Source organism: Ignicoccus hospitalis KIN4/I (assembly GCF_000017945.1).
Classification (GTDB): Archaea; Thermoproteota; Thermoprotei_A; order Sulfolobales; family Ignicoccaceae; genus Ignicoccus; species Ignicoccus hospitalis.
Genome location: NC_009776.1, coordinates 360,304 through 379,290, shown reverse-complemented (window position 1 = coordinate 379,290; position 18,987 = coordinate 360,304). Strand labels below are relative to the sequence as shown.

The 18,987-nt window shown below is 59.8% G+C and carries 19 protein-coding genes; 13 read left to right on the top strand and 6 right to left on the bottom strand.

All coding sequences use genetic code 11. From position 1 onward, the window contains the following. The first annotated feature begins 2 nt into the window (after positions 1 to 2). From IGNI_RS02200 to IGNI_RS02185, 4 genes are all read left to right on the top strand, one after another. Complete coding sequence (locus IGNI_RS02200; protein WP_011998460.1) at positions 3 to 740, top strand: phosphoglycerol geranylgeranyltransferase; 738 nt, start codon at positions 3 to 5, stop codon at positions 738 to 740. Then, on the top strand, positions 731 to 1,981 hold the full coding sequence (locus tag IGNI_RS02195) for an AIR synthase related protein (protein WP_011998459.1): 1,251 nt from the start codon (positions 731 to 733) through the stop codon (positions 1,979 to 1,981). Before IGNI_RS02200 ends, IGNI_RS02195 begins: the two co-directional genes overlap by 10 nt. Beyond that, positions 1,923 to 2,585 (top strand): nucleotidyltransferase domain-containing protein, encoded by a 663-nt coding sequence (locus IGNI_RS02190; RefSeq protein WP_011998458.1) that lies wholly within the window; start codon positions 1,923 to 1,925, stop codon positions 2,583 to 2,585. Before IGNI_RS02195 ends, IGNI_RS02190 begins: the two co-directional genes overlap by 59 nt. 68 nt (positions 2,586 to 2,653) lie before the next feature. After that, the gene (locus IGNI_RS02185) at positions 2,654 to 2,932 is read left to right on the top strand and encodes a C2H2-type zinc finger protein (protein WP_011998457.1); all 279 of its coding nucleotides are present in this window, start codon (positions 2,654 to 2,656) and stop codon (positions 2,930 to 2,932) included. A gap of 13 nt (positions 2,933 to 2,945) precedes the next feature. Here IGNI_RS02185 and IGNI_RS02180 read toward each other — a convergent pair whose 3' ends face one another. Next, positions 2,946 to 3,620, bottom strand: coding sequence for a 3,4-dihydroxy-2-butanone-4-phosphate synthase (locus tag IGNI_RS02180; protein ID WP_011998456.1), 675 nt, complete (start codon positions 3,618 to 3,620; stop codon positions 2,946 to 2,948). Between the two features lie 65 nt (positions 3,621 to 3,685). Between IGNI_RS02180 and IGNI_RS02175 the strand changes: the two genes are divergently transcribed. The 3 genes from IGNI_RS02175 (at position 3,686) to rgy (ending at position 9,475) form a co-directional block, all read left to right on the top strand. Continuing rightward, on the top strand, positions 3,686 to 4,474 hold the full coding sequence (locus IGNI_RS02175) for a heterodisulfide reductase-related iron-sulfur binding cluster (RefSeq protein WP_011998455.1): 789 nt from the start codon (positions 3,686 to 3,688) through the stop codon (positions 4,472 to 4,474). A 115-nt stretch (positions 4,475 to 4,589) separates the two neighbouring features. Next, complete coding sequence (locus IGNI_RS02170; protein ID WP_011998454.1) at positions 4,590 to 6,152, top strand: WD40 repeat domain-containing protein; 1,563 nt, start codon at positions 4,590 to 4,592, stop codon at positions 6,150 to 6,152. Between the two features lie 59 nt (positions 6,153 to 6,211). Next, positions 6,212 to 9,475 (top strand): reverse gyrase, encoded by a 3,264-nt coding sequence (gene rgy, locus IGNI_RS02165; RefSeq protein ID WP_011998453.1) that lies wholly within the window; start codon positions 6,212 to 6,214, stop codon positions 9,473 to 9,475. Here rgy and IGNI_RS02160 read toward each other — a convergent pair. Both IGNI_RS02160 and IGNI_RS02155 read right to left on the bottom strand, forming a co-directional pair. Next, positions 9,447 to 9,710, bottom strand: coding sequence for a DNA/RNA-binding protein (locus IGNI_RS02160; protein ID WP_011998452.1), 264 nt, complete (start codon positions 9,708 to 9,710; stop codon positions 9,447 to 9,449). The two genes, rgy and IGNI_RS02160, sit on opposite strands and share 29 nt — an antisense overlap. Beyond that, positions 9,707 to 10,618, bottom strand: coding sequence for a geranylgeranylglycerol-phosphate geranylgeranyltransferase (locus IGNI_RS02155; protein ID WP_052569918.1), 912 nt, complete (start codon positions 10,616 to 10,618; stop codon positions 9,707 to 9,709). The genes IGNI_RS02160 and IGNI_RS02155 overlap by 4 nt, the downstream gene beginning before the upstream one ends. Before the next feature lie 59 nt (positions 10,619 to 10,677). On the opposite strand from IGNI_RS02155, the gene IGNI_RS02150 reads away from it, so the two are divergent. Beyond that, positions 10,678 to 11,328, top strand: coding sequence for a glucose-6-phosphate isomerase family protein (locus IGNI_RS02150; protein WP_011998450.1), 651 nt, complete (start codon positions 10,678 to 10,680; stop codon positions 11,326 to 11,328). Between the two features lie 37 nt (positions 11,329 to 11,365). After that, complete coding sequence (locus tag IGNI_RS02145) at positions 11,366 to 12,433, top strand: 60S ribosomal export protein NMD3 (protein ID WP_011998449.1); 1,068 nt, start codon at positions 11,366 to 11,368, stop codon at positions 12,431 to 12,433. 53 nt (positions 12,434 to 12,486) lie between these two features. On the opposite strand, the gene hypD is transcribed toward IGNI_RS02145, so the two are convergent. Next, entirely contained in the window at positions 12,487 to 13,623 is a 1,137-nt protein-coding gene (hypD, locus tag IGNI_RS02140) for a hydrogenase formation protein HypD (protein ID WP_011998448.1), read from the bottom strand. On the opposite strand from hypD, the gene IGNI_RS02135 reads away from it, so the two are divergent. Both IGNI_RS02135 and IGNI_RS02130 read left to right on the top strand, forming a co-directional pair. Then, a complete protein-coding gene (locus IGNI_RS02135) occupies positions 13,622 to 14,224 on the top strand; it encodes an adenine nucleotide alpha hydrolase family protein (RefSeq protein WP_052569917.1) in 603 nt (200 codons plus the stop codon). The two genes, hypD and IGNI_RS02135, sit on opposite strands and share 2 nt — an antisense overlap. A 12-nt stretch (positions 14,225 to 14,236) precedes the next feature. Beyond that, positions 14,237 to 15,058, top strand: coding sequence for a hypothetical protein (locus IGNI_RS02130; protein WP_011998446.1), 822 nt, complete (start codon positions 14,237 to 14,239; stop codon positions 15,056 to 15,058). On the opposite strand, the gene IGNI_RS02125 is transcribed toward IGNI_RS02130, so the two are convergent. After that, entirely contained in the window at positions 15,045 to 15,983 is a 939-nt protein-coding gene (locus IGNI_RS02125) for an MBL fold metallo-hydrolase (protein WP_011998445.1), read from the bottom strand. The genes IGNI_RS02130 and IGNI_RS02125 overlap by 14 nt on opposite strands. A 70-nt stretch (positions 15,984 to 16,053) precedes the next feature. Between IGNI_RS02125 and IGNI_RS02120 the strand changes: the two genes are divergently transcribed. After that, positions 16,054 to 16,476: a hypothetical protein gene (locus IGNI_RS02120; protein ID WP_052569915.1), complete on the top strand. Its 423-nt coding sequence runs from the start codon at positions 16,054 to 16,056 to the stop codon at positions 16,474 to 16,476. Next, complete coding sequence (locus IGNI_RS02115; RefSeq protein WP_011998444.1) at positions 16,473 to 17,510, top strand: MFS transporter; 1,038 nt, start codon at positions 16,473 to 16,475, stop codon at positions 17,508 to 17,510. The genes IGNI_RS02120 and IGNI_RS02115 overlap by 4 nt, the downstream gene beginning before the upstream one ends. Here IGNI_RS02115 and IGNI_RS02110 read toward each other — a convergent pair. Beyond that, positions 17,461 to 18,924, bottom strand: a complete 1,464-nt coding sequence (locus IGNI_RS02110) for a glutamate synthase-related protein (protein ID WP_420805654.1) — start codon at positions 18,922 to 18,924, stop codon at positions 17,461 to 17,463. The two genes, IGNI_RS02115 and IGNI_RS02110, sit on opposite strands and share 50 nt — an antisense overlap. Positions 18,925 to 18,987 lie beyond the last annotated feature (63 nt).

Here is an 18,987-nt window from a genome sequence, read left to right as displayed (position 1 = left end):
GGATGGGGGCGTACGACGAGCTGATGAAGAGAAGGGGGAGGGCGCTCCTCCCGCTGCTGGACCCCGACAAGGTGATCTCCGAGGAGGACTATTACGAAAGGGCCGTTAAGGCCTTGTGCGAGTACGCCGCCACCTTCTTGGTGGGCGGGAGCACCGGAGTGGGCCAGATAGAGACCGAGAAGACGGTCGCGCTCGTGAAGAAGAACTGCGACAAGCCCGTCACGGTCTTCCCCGGGAGCCCTTGCCAAGTCGCCCCTTCGGCGGACGCCATACTTTTCATGAGCCTGCTCAACAGCACCAACCGGAAGTACTTGATAGACTACCAGTTGGAGGGCTCTTTGTTGGTGTATAGGTACGGCTTGGAGGCCATACCTACGGCCTACATAATCGTAGGCGAGGGCGGCACCGCGGGCTGGGTGGGGGAGGCAAAGGCAATACCCCCAGAGAAGCCGGAACTTTTGAGCATGTACGTGCTAGCTGCGAAGTACTTGGGCTTCAAGGTAGTTTACCTAGAGGCGGGGAGCGGGGTCAAGAGGAGCGTGCCCCCCGAGGCGGTGAGGCTGGCCAAGAAGCTGTTGGGGGAGGAGGTGATATTGATAGTAGGCGGGGGCATAAAGGACGAGGAGGTGGCGGCCGAGATCCTCCGCGCCGGGGCCGACGGGGTGGTGGTGGGCACCGTGGTGGAAAGGGACCTAAGCGCGGCCGAGAGGATAGCCCGAAGGGTGGCGGGTTGGACCTAGAGGACGCGATCAAGTTCTTATTAGAGAAAGGCTTGAACAAGGACCAGATAATCAGCTTGGTCCTCCCCTTCCTCACCGTTAGGAAGGGCCTAAGCTTGGAGAGGGCCCTAAAGCTCGCCGAGGGCCTCTACGAGGACGCGGTCCAAGTCCTCTCCAACTCCGGCCCCTACGCCCCCTCCCCCTTGGGGGTGAGGGCCGGGGAAGGAGGGGTCGGGAGCAGGGGGCTGGGGGACTGGGCGGTCCACGAGGCATTGACCTCCCTCTCCGGCGGGGGCGACGCGGCCCGGGTGGGGGACCTAGTGCTCGCCGTGGACGGCTTCCACTCGCGCTTGAGCTCCGTCCCCCTGCTCATGGGCTTCCACGCGGTGAGGGCTGCGGTCAGGGACGTAATGGTCTCGGGCGGGGCGCCGGTTGCCAGCTTGATAGACGTGCACGTCGCCGACGACACGGACGTGGCCTACTTGCTGGACGTAACCGCGGGGGCATACGTGGCCGGCGAGCTCACCGGCGCCCCCTTGGTTGGCGGGAGCACCTTGAGGATAGGGGGAGACGCCGTCATAGGCAATAGGGTCACCGGCGGCGCCTTCGCGGTGGGGAGGAAGGTTAGGGACTGGTCCCGCTTCAACGCCTCCCCCGGGGACGAGCTCTACGCAACCGTAGGCAAGGGCGGGGGCACAGTAACTGCTTACGCCCTCACCCACGGCAGGCCGGAGCTCGTGAAGTTAACCTTAAACGTCGACTTCGTTTACGACATTAAAAGGGCAATGGAGGTGGAGTGCGTAAAGGGGGCCTTCGACTGGACGAACGGCGGCATAGCGCTCGACGCCTTCGAGATCTCGAGGAAGCTCGGAGTAAAGGTGGTGTTGTGGAAGAGCGTCTATGAGGCCGTCCACCCGGAGCTACTGAAGGCTTTCGAGGAGGACGGGATAGACCCCTTGAGGACCAGCGTGGACTCAGTAGTGTTCGTGGCGGAGAGGGGCTGCGAGCTCCCCTTCGTCAAGGTCGGGGAGGTGGAGGCCGGGGAGGGAGTGTACTTGGAGGGCGAGGAGCTGGAGCCGGCCTTCAGAGAGGCCCCCTACACGCACTCGAAGAGGGCCGTGGAGGGCCTCGAGAGGGGGGCGGACCCCGAAGAGTTAAAGGAGTACCTAACAAAGAGGATAGAAGAGCTGAGGGGGGCGGTCCTTGGAGTACGACGGGGCCCGCTGGGAGCTCTTGAGGAGGAAGAGGGAGAAGGCGATTAGAGTTATGGAGAGGTTGGCCCCCTTCTCCCCCGTGGTCCACGGCTCCGTCGCGAGGGGGGACGTGAACGAGGACAGCGACGTGGACGTGGCCATACTCTTCCCCGTGGAGCCGTACAAGGTGGAGGCGGCCTTGGGCTTCTCCAAGTCCCACGGATACATAATTATGGCAACCCCCCGGAGCACCCCGAAGGTCTACTTGGCCTTGGACGAGAAAGAGGAGGTGGTCGTTTCTTTCCCCTTGGGGAAGTTGACCACTAAGGAGAGGGAGTTCTACGCCTTCGGGGGCGAGCTGGACTTGAAGGGGCTCAAGGAGGGCAAGAGGGTGCCGGGGGTGAACAAGGACCTCCTCCTCATCGTCCCCACCCCCTACGGCCACGAGGAGGAGCCAGTCATAGGTAGGGAAGAACACGTCGCTAAGGTCTTGGGCATAAGCGCGGAGACTGTGAAGGAGAGGGTCAGGCTGCTCACCAAGAGGAGGGAAAAGGGGCGCACGGGGGTCTTCCTGGAGTTCAAGTTCTGGGGCCCGGCGGAGGAGGCCATTCACGAGCTGGCCAAGACGAACAAGGCCTTTAGGAGGAGGGTCGTCGAGGAGGGCCTTCTATAATTCGAGAGGTATTAACGGGATCTGCCCCTAATAAGTTTTGCGTATCCTACACCACACCGGGTGCGCCGATGGATCTGGACAGGTTAGCGGATATAGCCATAAGAATTGCAAGTAGGATGAGGATAAGGGAAGAGTTGTTGGAAGGGGTCTCCCAAGAGGAGCTGGAGGCCGCCAAGAGGGTGGCCGAGATGGTGAGGGAGGAGAGGAAGGGCTTGGTTTACTGCGCCATATGCGCCAAGGGGAGCTTCACCAAGAGGGGGTTCTACTTACACTTGATGAGGGTACATAAGGACGACATTAAGGTGCTCCTTGAAAGGGAGCTCAGCGCGCCCCTCGCGGGTCAGTAGGGGCGAAAGGCTCTCACCGCTCAACATTGGAGTCACTCCTCATCCCCAGAAAGGCCAACACCTCTTCCCCCTTAATGAGAGGTATCCCCAAGGACCTCGAGAGCTCCTCCGCCCTCCTCAAGCTCATCGACCTCCCGTAGTCCAACATCTCCGCGAAGGCCGCCGCGGGCGTCAGCCTTAAGGCCTCCAGCAGCCTCACGCTCAGCTCCGTGTGGCCCCTCCTCTCCTCCAGCTTGGAGGCCAAGAGGACCGGCACGTGGCCGGGGGCGTAGAACTCCTCCTCGAACCTCCTCTTGGCCTCCTCCGGGTCGCTCAAGGCCAGCTCCGCCACCTCCGCGAGCTTCCTTATCGTTAAAGCCCTGTCCTCGTCGCTTATTCCGGTTCTGACGTCCACGTGGTTCACCCACACGGAGAACGCCGGGTAGTCGCCGTACTTGGGCTTCTTGACTAGCTTGGAGTAGCCTTGCTTGGACAGAGTCTTCCAAGCCTTCTCCAGCCCTAAGGCGGAGCCCACCTCCTCAGTTGTGGCGAAGCAGATCAGCCCGCCGGCCAAGGTCCTTAAGTTGTAAACGCTGGCCGCGGTTACGGCCGGAGCGTAATAGACCAAGTCCACCTCCTCCTCCCTCCCGGGGAAGTCGAAGAGCATGAACGGCGCCCCCGAGAGCAGCCTCTCCCTTAGCTCCCGCATCCACGAGACCGTCGGAACAACAAAGGAATTTAATATTAAACTTGCCGTCGCGTGAAGGGAAGGCCTTGCTTTGCCACTATCCCGGCTGTAGCACTAGGGGTATAGGCGAAGACATGGAAATTGCTACCAGAAACGTGTTGAAGGCGTTGGGGGTGGAGTACAAGGAGATAGAGGGCTGGGTGTGCTGCGGCACCGGGGTCGTGGAGGACGCCTCCCCGTTGGGGACCGCCGTGCTGGTGGCCTCTAACTTGAGCCTCGCGAAGGAGCAAGGTTGCAGCAGCGTCTTCACCGCTTGCGGGATATGCGCGGCCCAGCTGATGTTCTGGAAGGGGAGGATGATGAAGGAAGAACCCTTGAGAGAGGAGGTAAAGGACTTGTTAGAAAGCAAACACTTGAAGTTCAACATAGACGTGAAGCTGCTCCACATACTCGACTTGCTGTTGGAGAACTTCAAGGAGGAGCACGTGAAGAGGCCCTTGTACAACCTTAGGGTCTCCTTGTACCCCGGCTGCGGCGCGAAGAAGTTCTACAACTTCTACCAGGGTAAGGACGTTTTCAAAATGATGGAAGAGGTGGTCAAGAGGACAGGGGCGGAGGTGGCGAGGAGGGTGGACACTTGCTGCGGCTTCCCCTTAATGACTTACGACAAGAAGGTGGCGACGGACTTGGCTAGGAAGGTTGTCAGCGAGAGCGCGGGGGCGGACGTGATAGTTACCTTGTGCCCCTTCTGCCAGTACCAGCTGGACACCTCCCAGAAGGGGGTGCCGGTCTGGCACCTCCACCAGCTCGTGGGCTACGCGATGGGGCTTTCGGAGAAGGAGCTCGGCTTGGACAAGCACGTCAACAAGCTCTAGCGTGTCCCCCCGCGACCGCCCCGCCGTCACCGCCCGCCCGAGCGGCCTCCGGCGGGTGTGAGGGCGGGGGTTCCGTCACTCGTATTAACTAGTTTTAAAAGGTAACACCGCGAGAGTGATGAGCGTTAAGAGGCTGAAAGTTCGCTTGTTAACGCCGCCTGAGGACGTCAGCTGGGGGCCGAAGTACATAGCGACCGCCTTGGGGAGCAAGGGATTTCAAATAGTGGAGCCCCACGAGGGCAAAATAGTGCTGGACAAGCCCGAGCCTCCCGTGCACTCGGTCCTCTGGTCTTCCCAAGGAACTTTATACTTGGGCACGGAAGATAAAATAATTGTTTTGGACAGGAACTTGGAGAAGAAGTACTCCTTCGAAGTCCCCTCACAAGTGGAGCACATGGTGGAGACCAAGGACAAGAAGGTGCTCGCCGTAGGGGAGGGCTGGTTGGCCAAGATAGAGGGTAAAGGAATTGAAATATTCAACGTGGGGTACTCCGTTTGGAGGGTGGCCGGCAAGGGCGAGTTCGTCGCCTTGGGGAGCAAGGATGGGAGGCTGTTAATTTTTGATTTGAACAAGGGCAAAGTGATCTGGAGCGCAGACTTCCAGTCCATAATTACTGGCCTCTCCTGGGGCCCCTTCTTGTTGGCCTCCGACGCCAGCGGTCACATCTATTCTATAAATACTAAGGATGAGACATTCGAGTTCAAGGTGTTAGCGAAGTACAAGAACGTCTCTGACTTGATGTGGAACCCCAAGGGGGACGAGATAGTAGTGTCAATAAGCTCGGAGAAGCGACTCGCCTTCTTGAACCAGTTGGGCTCCGAGGTAAGCTCGGTAGACCTCGAGGGCACCCCTACCTCGCTGGACTACTCGCCCACCTCCATCGAGGTGGTGGTAGTACTGGAAAACGGGGAGCTGGAGACCGTGGCGACCCCCAAGGCCGGCAAGGTCGTCGAGGAGCTTGTGAAGGCGAGCAAGTGCATCAAGGAAGGTAAGGTGGTTTGCGAGGCCTTGGAGAAGGCCTTGTGGCGCACCATAGGGATGTTGGCTCCAGACGTGAACGTGGATGAGTTCTACGCGCTGAAACAGTTAGGGGAGAAGATGCCGGAGTTATTGGTTTGTCTGCAGAAGAGGATAACAGACTTGAGGAAGGTAATTAGGAACATAATTACCTTAGAGGACGTGGTGGAGGTCCTAAAGGGCGGCTGCGAGAGGTTCGAAAGGTGGCTGGACACAATAGTTAACAACGCCACGTGCATCGTTAAGCTCTCTGAAGAGCTGGAGAAGCTGTTCGACATAGCTAGCGCCGACTTACTCGCCGCCCAAGTGCCGACCTCCGTCCACTTGGCCGAGCAGATGGGCTGCGAAAGGGCACTGGAACTCGTCAAGTGTGCCATCAAAACGTACAAGAAGATGAAGGACGTGTGGGACGCGGAGGAGGAGCTGGGGATAAGCTTGCCGCCCCCGGGGGAGGTGGTAGTTTACTTGTTCCTCGTCGGCGACTGCGAGGAGGTCTACCAGAAGGTCTCCCGGCTCTCAGAGCTCAAGGAGCTCGCCCGCCAGAAGGCGGCGGAGGGGGACGTGGAGAGCGTCATAAAGATAGTGAGGGAGGCTAACGCCATAGCGGAGGAGCTCCGGGAGAAGGTGGAAACGGCCTTGCCGGAGGGCATTTTGGAGTAATACCCGGCCTCCCGGCCAAAAGCTAGCCCCTCGAGCGCTACAAATGCGCCGGGCTACGAATGATAGAGGCCGTCTACCAGCGCTCTTGCCCTTCGTGCGGAGGGGACGTGGAGAGGGAGAGGCTCCTAGCGGGCCTCCCTTGTTCCAAGTGTTCCGAGCCCCGGGGGCTGCTCGCTTGGAAGGAAGTCTTGGAGGAGGAGTACGAGGCCTTTGCTAACTTCTTCAAGAAGGCTTACGGGTTCGAGCTGTGGGGGCCCCAGAGGGCTTGGGCCAAGCTGGCCCTGAGCGGCTCCGACGCGGTCCTCCTAGCCCCCACCGGCACCGGGAAGAGCACCTTCCTCGCCGCCCTCTCCTCGTTCTTAAAGAGGAAAGGGAAGAGGGTGCTCTACGTAGTCCCCTCCAAGAGCTTGGAGGAGCAAGTTAAGGAGAGGCTGGCGGAGGAGGTGGACGTAATAACCATGAGGAGGCTCGTGCGCGACCCGAGGGCCTACCGGGGCTACGACGTTTACATATTCGACGACGTGGACTCCGTAATGAAGTCGCCCAAAAGCGCGACTGCCCTTATAATCGCCTTGGGTTTGGAGGAGGCTGTACCGATAGTTAACGAGATGGTTGATATAATAAAGAAGGGTTTATCGGACGAGGGCCGGAGGGGGCGCTACGAGGAGCTGAAAGGAGAGCTTGAGAGGCTAAAGGACAAGAAGGGCTCGCAAGTAATAATGGCCTCCGCCACCGCCGGCGGGGGCAGCTTAACGGCCAAACTCATCCTCTCTCTGCTCGGCCTCTCCCCGGCCAGCGCCCCGCCGGCGATTAGGTACGTGGACGACGTCAAGATGTTCCACGAGGACCCCGTCGAGGGGGCGGCGGAGGTGGTCCGGTACTTCACCTCCGAGGGGCTCAAGGGGATAGTGTTCGTGCACGAGGGGTTTCCGATAGAGGAGGTGGAGAGGGCTCTGAGGGAGAGGGGCGTAGCGGCGGAGGTGGTCAAGTCCGGGAAGCTGAAAGCCTTGAAGAAGTTGGAGAAGGGGGAGCTGGACGCGGTGGTGGCGTACTCCTCTAGGTACGGCGTGGCGGCGAGGGGCATAGACATGCCAGACGTGATAAGGTTCGCCGTCTTCGTCAGGCCCCCCTTCAAAAAGTTCGACTTGGAGAGGGGCTTGAACAACCCGCTCACCTTGTTAAGGGTAATGAAGAAGTTGGAAATGAAGGAGGATACGGTCAAACTGTTCAAGATGTTGTCCAAGCTGAGCGAGGTGGAGCTAGCCCTCCTCAGGAGGGCCATGGAAGAGGGGGGAGAGCTGGAGGGGTTCTTGGGAGACGCGCTCTCTGCCTTAAAGGAGATGAAGGGCAAGGTCTTGGAAAGGTTGAAGGGAGAGAAGGTAGTGGACAAGGGGTTCGTGGTGAAGGACGGGAAGGTATTCTTGCTGGACCCCAAGACCTACCTCCAAGCCTCCGGGAGGACCTCCCGCCTCACCCCCAAGGGGATGACCCACGGGGTCAGCGTGGTGGTCTACGACGACGAGGACTTGATGAAAGCTTTTGAAGAAAGCTTGAAAGACCGGGTGGAGTTCAAGGAAGAGCTAGTTACGCCGAAGGGGCCAAAGCCTGTGAAAGCTAAAAACGTGCTAATCGTCGTAGAGTCGCCAACTAAGGCTAAGACCTTTGCTAGGATAATGGGCGGAGGGGGGAAGGTAGAGGTCGGAGGGGTGGCCGCCCACTTAGCAGTGCACGAGTTCGGAGGGGAGGCGCTCTTCGCCTTCATAGTGGCTACCAAGGGCCACTTGTTCGACGTCACCTTGGACGAGGTAGGCACTTACGGCGTAGAGCTGGGGGAGCCGGTGAGGGTCTACTACGCCCCGATAAACCGATGTAGGAGGTGCAACCTCGCTTGGGCCTCCTCCGACCCTAGGTGCCCCAAGTGCGGCCTCCCGGCGGAGAGCTCCTCTAAGGTGGTGGAGGCCTTGAGGAGGCTCGCGACGGTTGTGGACGAGGTCTACTTGGCCACCGACCCGGACGAGGAGGGGGAGAAGATAGCTTGGGACGTCATGGCTATGATATACCCCTTCAACAGCAACATAAAAAGGATGAAATACTACGAGGTCACCTTGAGGGGCCTCCACGAGGCCCTCTCCTTCCTAACTACCGTTGACGAAGGAACGGTTAGGTCGCAAATCGTTAGGAGGTTGGACGACAGGCTGGTGGGCTTCGCGGTGAGCGAGAGGTTGAAGGCCGCCTTCGGCGACCCCAACCACGGGCTCGGGAGGGTCCAAGGCCCCGTGCTCAAGTTCGTGGTAGAGAGGGCCAAGGCCAGGAAGGCCTCCGCGGGCTACTCGGTGACCCTTCACTTGTCCAACGGGGACACCTTGAGGCTGTTCGTGAAGACTAAGGAAGAAGCTTTAAAGTTGGCCTCCGTCGAAGAGGTCAAAATACTCAAGGTAGAGGAGGAGGTAGAGGAGCTCAAGCCCTTGCCCCCCTACACCACAGACACCATGCTCGAGGACGCCTCCAAGCTGGGGCTGGACCCCTCGAGAGCTATGAGGGTAGCCCAAGACTTGTTCGAGATGGGGTTCATAACTTACCACAGGACGGACTCCACCAGGGTGTCGGACGCGGGCATAGCGGTGGCGAGGGAGTGGATAACCTCCAAGTTCGAGGGCTTGTTCGCGCCCAGGAGGTGGGGGGAGGGAGGGGCCCACGAGGCGATAAGGCCCACGAGGCCGCTGAGCGCGGAGGACCTCAAGCTCGACTTCGCCCTCAACGGGATGAGTTTCGAGGCGCTCAGGCTCTACGACATGATATTTAGGAGGTTTATGGCAAGCCAGATGAAGGAGGCGAAGGTCAGGAAGGTCAAGGTAGTGTACGAGGTGGCGGGGAAGAGGGTCGAGAGCGCGTGGGTCGCGGAGATCTTGGAGCCGGGCTGGACCTCGGTCTGGAACATCAAGACTAAGGATATTAAGTTGGAAAAGGTGGCTAAGGTGGTATCTTCCGAGGTGAGGAGGGCCTCGCTGGTGCAGCTGCCCAAGGTGTTCGAAGTGATAAGGTGGATGAAGGAGCGCGGGGTGGGCAGGCCGAGCACCTACGCGAAGACTGTCGAAAACTTGAGGAGGCACGGTTATGTGGTGATAACGCCCAACAACTACGTGGTCAGCACCAAGAAGGGGGTCGCGGTCGCGGAGTACGTGGAGCGGAACTTCCCGGAGCTGGCGGAAGCAGAATACACGCGGAGGCTGGAGGAGGCTATGGAGCTGGCCAAGTCGGACTTCTGGGGGGCCTTCAACAACACCTTGAGGGCCTTCAGAGCCCTTGCGTCACTCGAATCTTGATGTAGGCCACCGGCCTCCCCCGCCTGCTCTCCTCGCTCCCTATCTCCACGTTAACAACCTTCAACGTCTCTTCCAACCTCTCCCTCAGCCTGTTGAACACGACCACGGCCTTCGATATGTAGCGCCCCCTGCCCACTATTTCCACTTCCTCCGCGCCGCTGTTAAATGCGACCACCGCGTTCAAGACGTACTCACTTACGGGTTTGTCCCTAACAACGATGACCTCCTTAGTCAACCCTCTTCTCCCCCCGCGTGAAGCACGTGAGGATAAAAAACGGGTTGAACCAGCCTGTCGACCAAGATGCCTATTAGTCCCAAAAACATCGCCACCTTCATCGCCCTCCGGGGCTTGGCGGCGCACCTCACCGGGTCCTCAGAGCGCAAGCACGCGGCCACGGAGGCGAGGGAGAGGAGTCCGCCGAGCGTCACGAAGGCCAAGAACGCGTAGCCCAAGGAGAGCAAGGGGGCCGCGAGGTAGGCCAGCGCGAGGGAGGCGCAAGCGAGCGCGAGGGCCGCGCGGAGCGCAAAGTCCGGCCCCTTGACGACAGCTAAGGTCTTCACTCCGCCCTCCTTGTCGCCAACGTAGTCCTCAACCCCTTTCACTACCTCCCTCGCCAACGTCATTAAGAACACCATGAGTATTATAGGAATAGTCCTCAGAACCCGCGCCACCTCCCCGGCCCACTCGGCCGTAGCTAGGGAGCCGTACAGCAGGGTGGAGGCGGTGGAGAAGGAGACCGCCAAGTTCCCCGGCAGGCCGGTCTTCTTGAGAGACTTGGAGTAGTAGTACATCAAGACCGCGTTGAGGGCGGCGTAGGCGCCGGTGAGGGGGCCCACGGCGAGGCCTAGGAGCGGGCCCAAGGCCAACAAAGCCAAGGCCAGCTTCCTAGCCTCTTCGGCCCCCACCCTCCCGCTGGGTATGGGCCTCTCCGGCTTGTTTACTTTGTCTATCTCCACGTCGAAGTAGTCGTTTATCGCGTACCCCCCGGCCGCCACGGCGGCGGCGCTCGCGGAGGCTATCGCGGCCGCGACGTTCACCTCGCCGAGGAGCGCCGCGCCGGCTATGACGCCCAATACCGTGCCCAAGAGGTTGTGGGCCCTAACCAGTTCCAAGTAAGCTCTGAGCTTCCCCGAAGCCTCCACCCGGGGGCCCGGAGTTAAGGCGCTTAAGACGTGGACTTGAAGACGCGGGGGCAAAGGCCTTGAACGTCCTCGCGGACGATTTTATGATCACTCAACTGGGCATGAGGAAAGCTCAAGTAAGGAGGGTAAAAGACCTCAACGGGGTGACCCTCTCCCCCGTGGAGGGGGAGGAAGTAGTTTACAAGGTGTTTAGGGACGTGGAGCCCGTTCACCAGTACGACTTGAGGGCGGACGTGACCGTGCTCTACCCCGGCGCCCTCCCGGACGGCGAGTTCTACCGCACCCACGGCCACTTCCACCCGGAGGGCCCTTGGGGGAAACCTTGGCCGGAGGTCTACTGCGTCCTCCGGGGGAGGGGGAAGTTCTTGTTACACGATCTCGAGAGGGTCTACGTGGTCGAACTGAAGGAGGGCGACGTGGTTAAGGTGCCGGAGGGGATGGCCCACGTCTTGGTGAACGACTCCGACGAGCCCTTGCTCACTTGCAACTACGTCAGCAAGTCCGTGACGCCGGACTACGGGCGGGTAAAGGCCTTGGGCGGGCCGGCGGCGTTCCTTACTAAGGACGGAATAGTACTGAATAGGAACTACGACGTCAAGGAGATAAAAGTATGCAAGCCCTTGCCGTTGAACTTGGACTCGCTGGTCGCTACCCACGCGGTCAAGCCCTCTGTGGAGGAGTGGCTGACGTGCTTTCCTTATAAAGGATGAACTTGTGGGAAGTCGGACGGGCGCGGGAATGGGAAGAATGGGAAGGAGGCGTAGGAGGTTCTGCGTCAAGTGCGGGGCGCTGGAGGCCCCCGACAACCCGATAGTGGACGGCTTGTGCTTGAAGTGTCTAACGGAGGAAAGACCCCTCTTCGAGGTTAAGAGCAAGAGGAAGTTGGTGGTGTGCCCCGTGTGCTCCTCCTACCTAGTGGACAACTCTTGGGTCAAGGGCACGGGGGACGTGGAGGAGACCATTAGGATGTTAGCCCACAGGATGGTGGAGGAGGGCCTGAGGCCCGTCCCCCCGGCGGAGGGGGCGGAGCTCCTCTCCGTAGAGGTGGTTAGGAGGAGGGGCGGGAAGTATTTCGCCGAAGTCACTGCGGAGGTAATCGTCAAGGGGGCTAAGACTGTTCAGACCTTGACCGTCCCGCTGGATGTAGAGAAGAAGCCGTGTCCCAAGTGCTTGATGAAGAGCGGGAAGGACTACGACGCGGTCTTGCAGATACGCTCCGAGTCCGGCAGGGTTACGCTAGAAGAGCTGAGGACCGCCGGGGAGCTCTTCGCTAAGGCTGGGAGCGGGGAGGACGTGGTGGAGTTAGTGGACCAGAAGAACGGCTTGGACGTGTTATTGGTGAGTAAAGAGGTCGCCAAGAGAGCCGCGCAGCTGATGAGGTTCAACATGGGGGCCAAGATAATAGAGAGCTATAGTGTCGTGGGAATGAGGAAGGACGGGAAGGTGAGGACGAGGCTGACGATAAGCGTAAGGCTCCCCAAGCTGAAGGGCGGCGAGGGCTTGCTCTTCTTCGGCGAACCGGCCATATTCGAGGGGTTCAACAAGGGGAAGTTCTCCTTGTATTTGCTCCACAGCGACAAGGAGCTCAAGCTTCCCACGGACGAGTGGTGGCAACTGAGGAAGAGCGGGAAGATAAAGTACTTGGACGAGGTGTACTTGAAGGTGGGCACGGTTGAGAGCGAGAACCCCTTGAAGGTGAACGTCGGGGGCGAGGTGGTGGAGGCGGAGGGCCCGCCGGACTTGGAGCTGGGGGAGGAGGTTTACGTAATAGAGTACAAGGGGAAGGTTTATGCCTTGCCCAAGGAGCCCCGATGAAGACCAGTTCCGCGCCCGAGAGGTGAGGAGCGAAAGGCCAGTCGGAGGGCCTCTCACTCTATCCCGGCCAGCCTCGCCAGCTCCTCCACCAGCCCTCCTCCGCCGAACCTAGCCCATATGGAGCAAGTCCCCTCGTCGCTCACCATGCAAGGCCCTATGGGGGTGGTGGGCGTACAGCGGGTCTTGAAGTACGGACAGTCCGTGGGCTTCGCTATGCCCAAGTTTATCTCCGCGCACTTGCAGCCCGGGGGCAGCTCCCTCTCAGTCGGCTTGATCTCTATCCCGTATTCCGCTGCAGCGTCGTAGTCCTTGTACTTCTCCTTGAAGGCCAGCCCGCTCTCCGGCAACACCCCTATCCCCCTCCAATACGCGTCCACCACGTCGAATACTTCCATCACCTTCCTCCAAGCAGTAACGTTGCCTTCCGGCCTCACCACCCTAGAGTACTCGTTCACTAGCTTGGCCTCTCCCCTAACTATTTGCCTAAGTATCTCCGCTACGGCGAGCAAGTAGTCGTACGCCTCGAACCCGGCCACCACGGTCGGGAAGCCGAACTCCTCCGGCAAGTACTTCCAAGCGTTCGCGCCTATTACGCTGGACACGTGGCCGGGGGCTATTATGCCGTCCAGCGGTATCCCGGTGGCCTCGTGGGCCTCTATAGCCCTCTTGAGCCCGGGGGCGGTGAGCAAGTAGGCGGAGAGCACCTTCAAGTTCTTCGGCACCCTGCCGTCGTATATCGGCCCGGCCACGGTGACTACCGTGGTCTCGAACCCTACTCCGAAGAACACCGCCTCCTTCCCGTACTGCTTGGCGTCCCTTATAGCGTCCAAGAAGCCGTAAACGACCTTGACGTCCCCTCCCCTCGCCTTGGCCACCGCCAGAGAGCCCTTTGTCCCCGGGAGCTTGTAGACGTCCCCGTAGGCGTAGACCCTAACCCCGCTCAAGGAGAGGTCTATGAGCGCGTCCACCGCCGCAGCGGGGGTCACGCAGACCGGGCACCCGGGGCCGGCTATGAGCTCCACCTCTGGGGGCATTAAGGACCTCAAGCCGTTGTGGGTTACCGTGTGTTCGTGGGTCCCGCACACGTGCATAATTTTTATAACTTCTTTGTTCTTCTTCTTGACTGCCTCCTTAGCTAAACCCCTTATCGCCTCGACTGTCTTCTGGACGAGCTCTTGGGGGATCGTCATGAGGGACACTCGGGAGCAGAGCGTCGACGAGGGAATTTTATTGTTTTCCGGCGGCCTCGACAGCTTTTACCTCTTGCAAGTTCTGAGGCCCAAAAGAGTTGCCCATTTTATAGTAAACTTCCGACAGACCTTGCTCGCACTGAGAGCCTTGAGCGCGCTCGACCCGGAGGTGGTGCTGTACGACCACAGGCCGTTCTTGAAGGCGGTGAGCGCCGAGCTGGCCAAGCACCAAATGGGCGAGTACCTCTGTCTGGCTTGCAAGAGGGGCATGGTTTTGAGGGCCTCCCAGCACGGGGTCCCGATAATGGGGGACTCTCTGGGGCAAGTGGCCTCCCAGACCCTCCAGAACGCCGCCTTCGTCTCCCGAGGCGTTAAGGTCCTCCGGCCCTTGTTCGGGTCGGACAAGGAGGACTTGGGGGTGGAGGACCCCTTGGCCCAAGCGGGGAGCGCGGTCCAGTGCCCCTTCAAGCCGGAGCCCGTGGCCACCAAGCCCCCGCGGGGGGCCAAGGCCCGCGCGCTAGAGTTCATAATTAGGAAAAACCTCCACCTCTCAAGGAGGGTCGCAGTGAGGAGGGCTTCCGAGCTAACCGCGCTGGGATGAAGAGACACGAGCGTGCCGAGGGTGATCGCCTTGAAACACGTGTTCGGAGTGGTTAGGGGGTCGGAGCTCCTAGGCTTGGTGGAGCTCGCGGAGGAGGTCCGAATAATCCCCTTGGAGGAGGACGAGCCCGTCATGATTATAGTTAACAAGGAGAATATCGAGAACGTCGACGAAAACGCGTTGTACTTAGTCTTGATAAAGGCAGACAAGCTTTCCCAAATCCTCTCGCTCAAGCTGCCGAAAGCGGAGGAGGTCCAGCGGGAAGAGGAGAAGTCTACCAAGAGGGACCTAATAGAGGAAATATACGAGAAGATAAAGTGGAACTTGGCAGAAATTTCCAACAACGCGCCGTTCGATATAATAGACTTCGTCAAGGAGAAGGACGAAGACACGGGACTCTGGGTATTCAAGTTTAGGTTGGAGAAGAAAAAGACCATCTCAATATCCATACACGGAGCCGCCAAGATGTTGTGGCAGTACGTAATGAAGGTCCTGAAGGAGGAGAGGTATCCCCAGCCCGTGATCCTCGCCGTCAGCATGGAAGGGAAGGTGATATTTATGATAGCCGACGTGGTGCTCGACGAGATGATAAGGGCAGTGGCCACTTCCGTCGGACTGGTCTTGAAGGATTATATAGTGCTCCTCGATATGGCCAACGAGATGGTGGACGTCATAGTCCTCGCCGAGAAGTCGCCGGACGCGAAGGTGGGTCTCTTCAGCGGGTATAAGGTTTCTGAAGAGATAGCGAAGGTCGTCAAGGAAAGAATGATGAGAAAGTTGAAAGTGAGGGTGAAGTTGAAGGTGGGGCTCTTCGACTACGTCAAGATACTTTGAGCACGTACCTATATATTCCGTCTATACTCATCCTCACCGAGTTCTTCAACAAGCTGCTCCTCTCCAGCTCGTCCTCGAGGGCTTCCAACAAGGGGTCGGCGACCTTCAAGTGCCTCAAGTAGCACCACACGTCTTCCTTGCACTCGTCCTTCCTAATCATTATCGTTTGCAACCACGTCCTGAGCTGCTCCACCTCGCCGGCCATCTGCAACAAGATGTTGTCCTTCCCCACAACAAACCCCCTGTGGGTATAGGCAGCGGCCCAAGGCTCCAGTTCCATCAGTTTGTTTATCGAATCTATCATCATACTCACTATGGTTCTATGAGGAGTGGTGGGGGTGTAGGCGCCCTTCCAAGTGGTCACCTCCCCCAAGGCGTCCCCGGGGAACAGCAGGCCGTTGACTAGGAACGCTTGGTGGTGGGGGGCGTGGCCGGGCGTGTGGACCACCCGCACCTCCACCTCCCCCACCTTCAGCGCTCCCTCCTCTGTCGCCACGAGCTTGCTCTCCTCCACGGGGGTGGCGGGCCCGTAGGCCTCGAAGATCTCCTTCCCCAAGGTTCTAGCGGCGGCCTCGTTGAGCTTGCTCGGGTCCACCAAGTGCCTCAAGCCCTTGGGGTGGACGTAGGCCTTGCAGTTACACTCCTTCAACACCTCCCCCAAGCCCCCCGCGTGGTCCAAGTGGATGTGGGTGAGGAGCACGGCGTCCAGCTCCCTCAAGGAGAACCCTTTAGATTCCAAGGAATCCTTGAGCACTTCGAAGGCGTTTCTGGGACCGGTCTCTACGAGTACTCTAGCCTCGGGCCCGACTATCAAGTAGGACTTTATGTAGTTCTCCCTCTTGCTGACGGGGTCGGCGTCCAACTTCAGTACCTCCAGCCCTCCGGCCCTCACCTTCTCAGCGTCGGTGTTGGGGAGCGCGTACATCTCGGGAACCCCGGCTGGGGGCTGCGAGGCGTTGAAAGATTTGGTGCGTCGCGTCGGAAAGGGGCGCGCGGTGATAGAGATATACAGCGTCGCCTTGTTGGAGGGAAAGGAGGTAACCCACTGCGACTTAGTTTACGACAACGGAACCATCAGGTTGGAGAGGCTCGCCTCTAGGGGGCTGGGGAGGTCGCGAAGGGGGCTCTCGAGGTCCCTCGACCTCTTCTTGTACAAGATTGAAAAGGAGAGGACGAAGAGGGAGGGCTTGAAGAAAACAATATTGGAGGTGAGCGTCGAGGACCTCAAGTGTTGGAGGGTGGAGGAACACACCGGAAAGGGCGTCGGCAAGGAGTACGAGAACAGCGTCCTCTTCATACTGAAGCTTAAGGACGGGAGGACCTTAAGAATGTTGATATCCAAGAAGGCTTACAACGTGTTGGAGCAGTTAGTGAAGAAGTTGAAGAGGGCCGAGGTCGAGAGGTGTAAGAGGGTTTGAGGAAGAGGCTCCTCCTCTTGGGCATAGCCCTGCTCTCCTTGGGCTACGGCTATTACACGACGGCCGCCAGAGTGAGCGGCGACGTGAGCGAGGCCGGCGCGGTGGCGGTGGCGGAGCTGGCCTCGGCGGCGTCTGCGACGTTCTTCGGGTGGCTGGCGGACAAGAAGGGCATGAGGAAGGCGAGCTTAGCCGCCCCCTTGGCCGGACCCTTGAGCGCCTTGGGCCTCGACCCCCTTTCCGTCTTCCTCACCCTGAGCTTCTTCTACTCCGCCTTCGTGGTGGCCTTGTTGGCGGCCAACGAGGCGGGCCCGGAGGAGCTGGGCGCCTCCGTGGGGGCGCTCTCCTTGGGCTGGGGGGCGGGGGTGGCGCTGGTCCCCTACTTCCGAGGCCCCCAAGTGCCCGCGGCCTCCTTCTTCGCGGGCTCCTTGGCGGTGGTCGCGGCTGTCCCGGACGTCCCCGGAAGGGCGAACTTCTTGGCCGCCGTCCCGAAGCTGAAGAGGCTCGTCCCCCCTCTGGCGGCCTTCATGGGGGCGGAGTACCTCTCCTACGCCTTAACCGCGTGGAGGTTCTACGAGCTCGCGGACCCCACAACGTTCGTGCTCTCCTACGCGGTGGGTCCGGGGGTAACGGCGTTCTTGGGAGGGCTGGTGGCCGGGAGGGCGCTGGAGAGGTTCGGCCCGGAGAGGGTCCTCCTCGGCTCCCTCCTAGCATATCCCTTCGTGGTGGCCTTGGCCTTGCTCGCTCCCCCGCCGGCGTGCTTCTTCGCTTGGAGCGTGCCCGTCTACCCCTTCTACGAGGCCGGCCTGGTGGCTACGGTGACCAAGTTCGTCCCGGAGGCTAAGGGAGCCTCTTTGGGACTGACCTACACCACTATGGCTTTGTCGTCGTTTCTAATGGCCCCCTTGACGAGGTTTAAGGACGTGAAGGTTATCGCTACCATATCCATAACATTGATGCTGATTTCAACCATAATAATAAAGAGGATTATATGTCCTCCCTCAAGAGCTCGGAGGCGGGCCTCTCCACGCCCATGAGCTTCACGCCGGTCAGCAGAGAGGCCTCGAACGTCAGTGCCCTCAAGTCCTCCTTCTCCAAGTTAGATAGCTTGCTCTTGCCCGCCAGCTGGGCGAACATACACATCTCCTCTATGAAGGCTCTTAAGTAGTTCTCTATCCTCTTCGCGGCGAGCTCCACGTTGATCCTCCTCCGGAGCTCTGGCCTCTGAGTGGCTATGCCGTAGGGGCACTTGCCGTTGTGACACGTGCCGCAGTAGGTACAACCTATGGGCACTAAGGTGGAGGAGGCTATCATGACCGCGTCGGCCCCGAGGGCGAGCACCTTCGCGGCGTCAGCGCCGGTCTTTATGCCCCCGCCGACCACCAAGCTGACCTCGTCCCTCATCCCTATCTCCTTCAACGCCCTGTGGGCCTCCACGGTGGCCGCCATGGTCGCGTAGCCGGTGTGCTCGGTCACTATGTAAGGCGTGGCCCCGGTGCCGGAGGGCTTCCCGTCTATCACTATTATGTCCGCCCCCGCCTTAGCAGCTATCTTCACGTCGTCCGCCACCCTGCCGGCCGCGTACTTAACTATGATGGGTACCTTCCAGTCCGTTATCTCCCTGAGCTGCTCTATCTTCATCTTCAAGTCCTCAGGACCTACTATGTCCAAGTGCCTAGCGGGGCTTATGGCGTCCGCCCCGACCGGTATGCCCCTCATCTTCGCGATGTCCTCAGTAACCTTCTCGCCCAATAAGAGCCCTCCCATGCCGGGCTTGGCGCCTTGGCCTATCTTGATCTCCACCGCGTCCCCGGCCCTCAAGTAGCTCGCGGAGACCCCGAACCTCCCGGAGGCGTACTGGACTATGAGGACGGAGGCGTACTTCCTCTCTTCCGGAAGCATCCCGCCCTCCCCGGTGTTGGCGGCGATCCCCAGCCTACCGGCGGCCTTGGCGAGCGCCACCTTTACCTCCTTGCTCACCGAGCCGAAGCTCATCGCGCCTATCAGTATCGGGGCCTTCAGCTTCAAGGGCCTCTCCGCGAAGCGGTCCCCCAAGACGACCTCGGTGTCACAAGGCTCGCGGTAGCTGTCTATGGGCGGCCTGGAGGTCTGGCCGGGGATGAAGGTGAGCTGGTCCAACGAGGGGAAGTACTTGTTCTCCGCCCCCATCCCCACCACAGGGGGGTGGCCCAAGGAGGCCATCTTCCTTATGTAATTGAAGGTGCTCGCGTCTATCCTGGCCCTATTGGTGAGGCTCTCTGCCACCCTCTCCACTTTAACCGCGTCGGTGGGGCAGTAGTTCACGCACGCGTAGCAGCCTATGCAGTCAGCCTCCCTAGCTGCAACGGGCTTGTAGCCCTTCATCTTAATCACGTTCTCCGGACAAACCATAGCACAAGTGCCACAACCTATACAGATGTCGTACTTGAACTCTACCCTATACTTGGGCATCAAGTTCTTCATGGCGGGGACTCCGCCGGAGGCCTTGTAAACGGGCCTCAAGCTCTTGGGGGT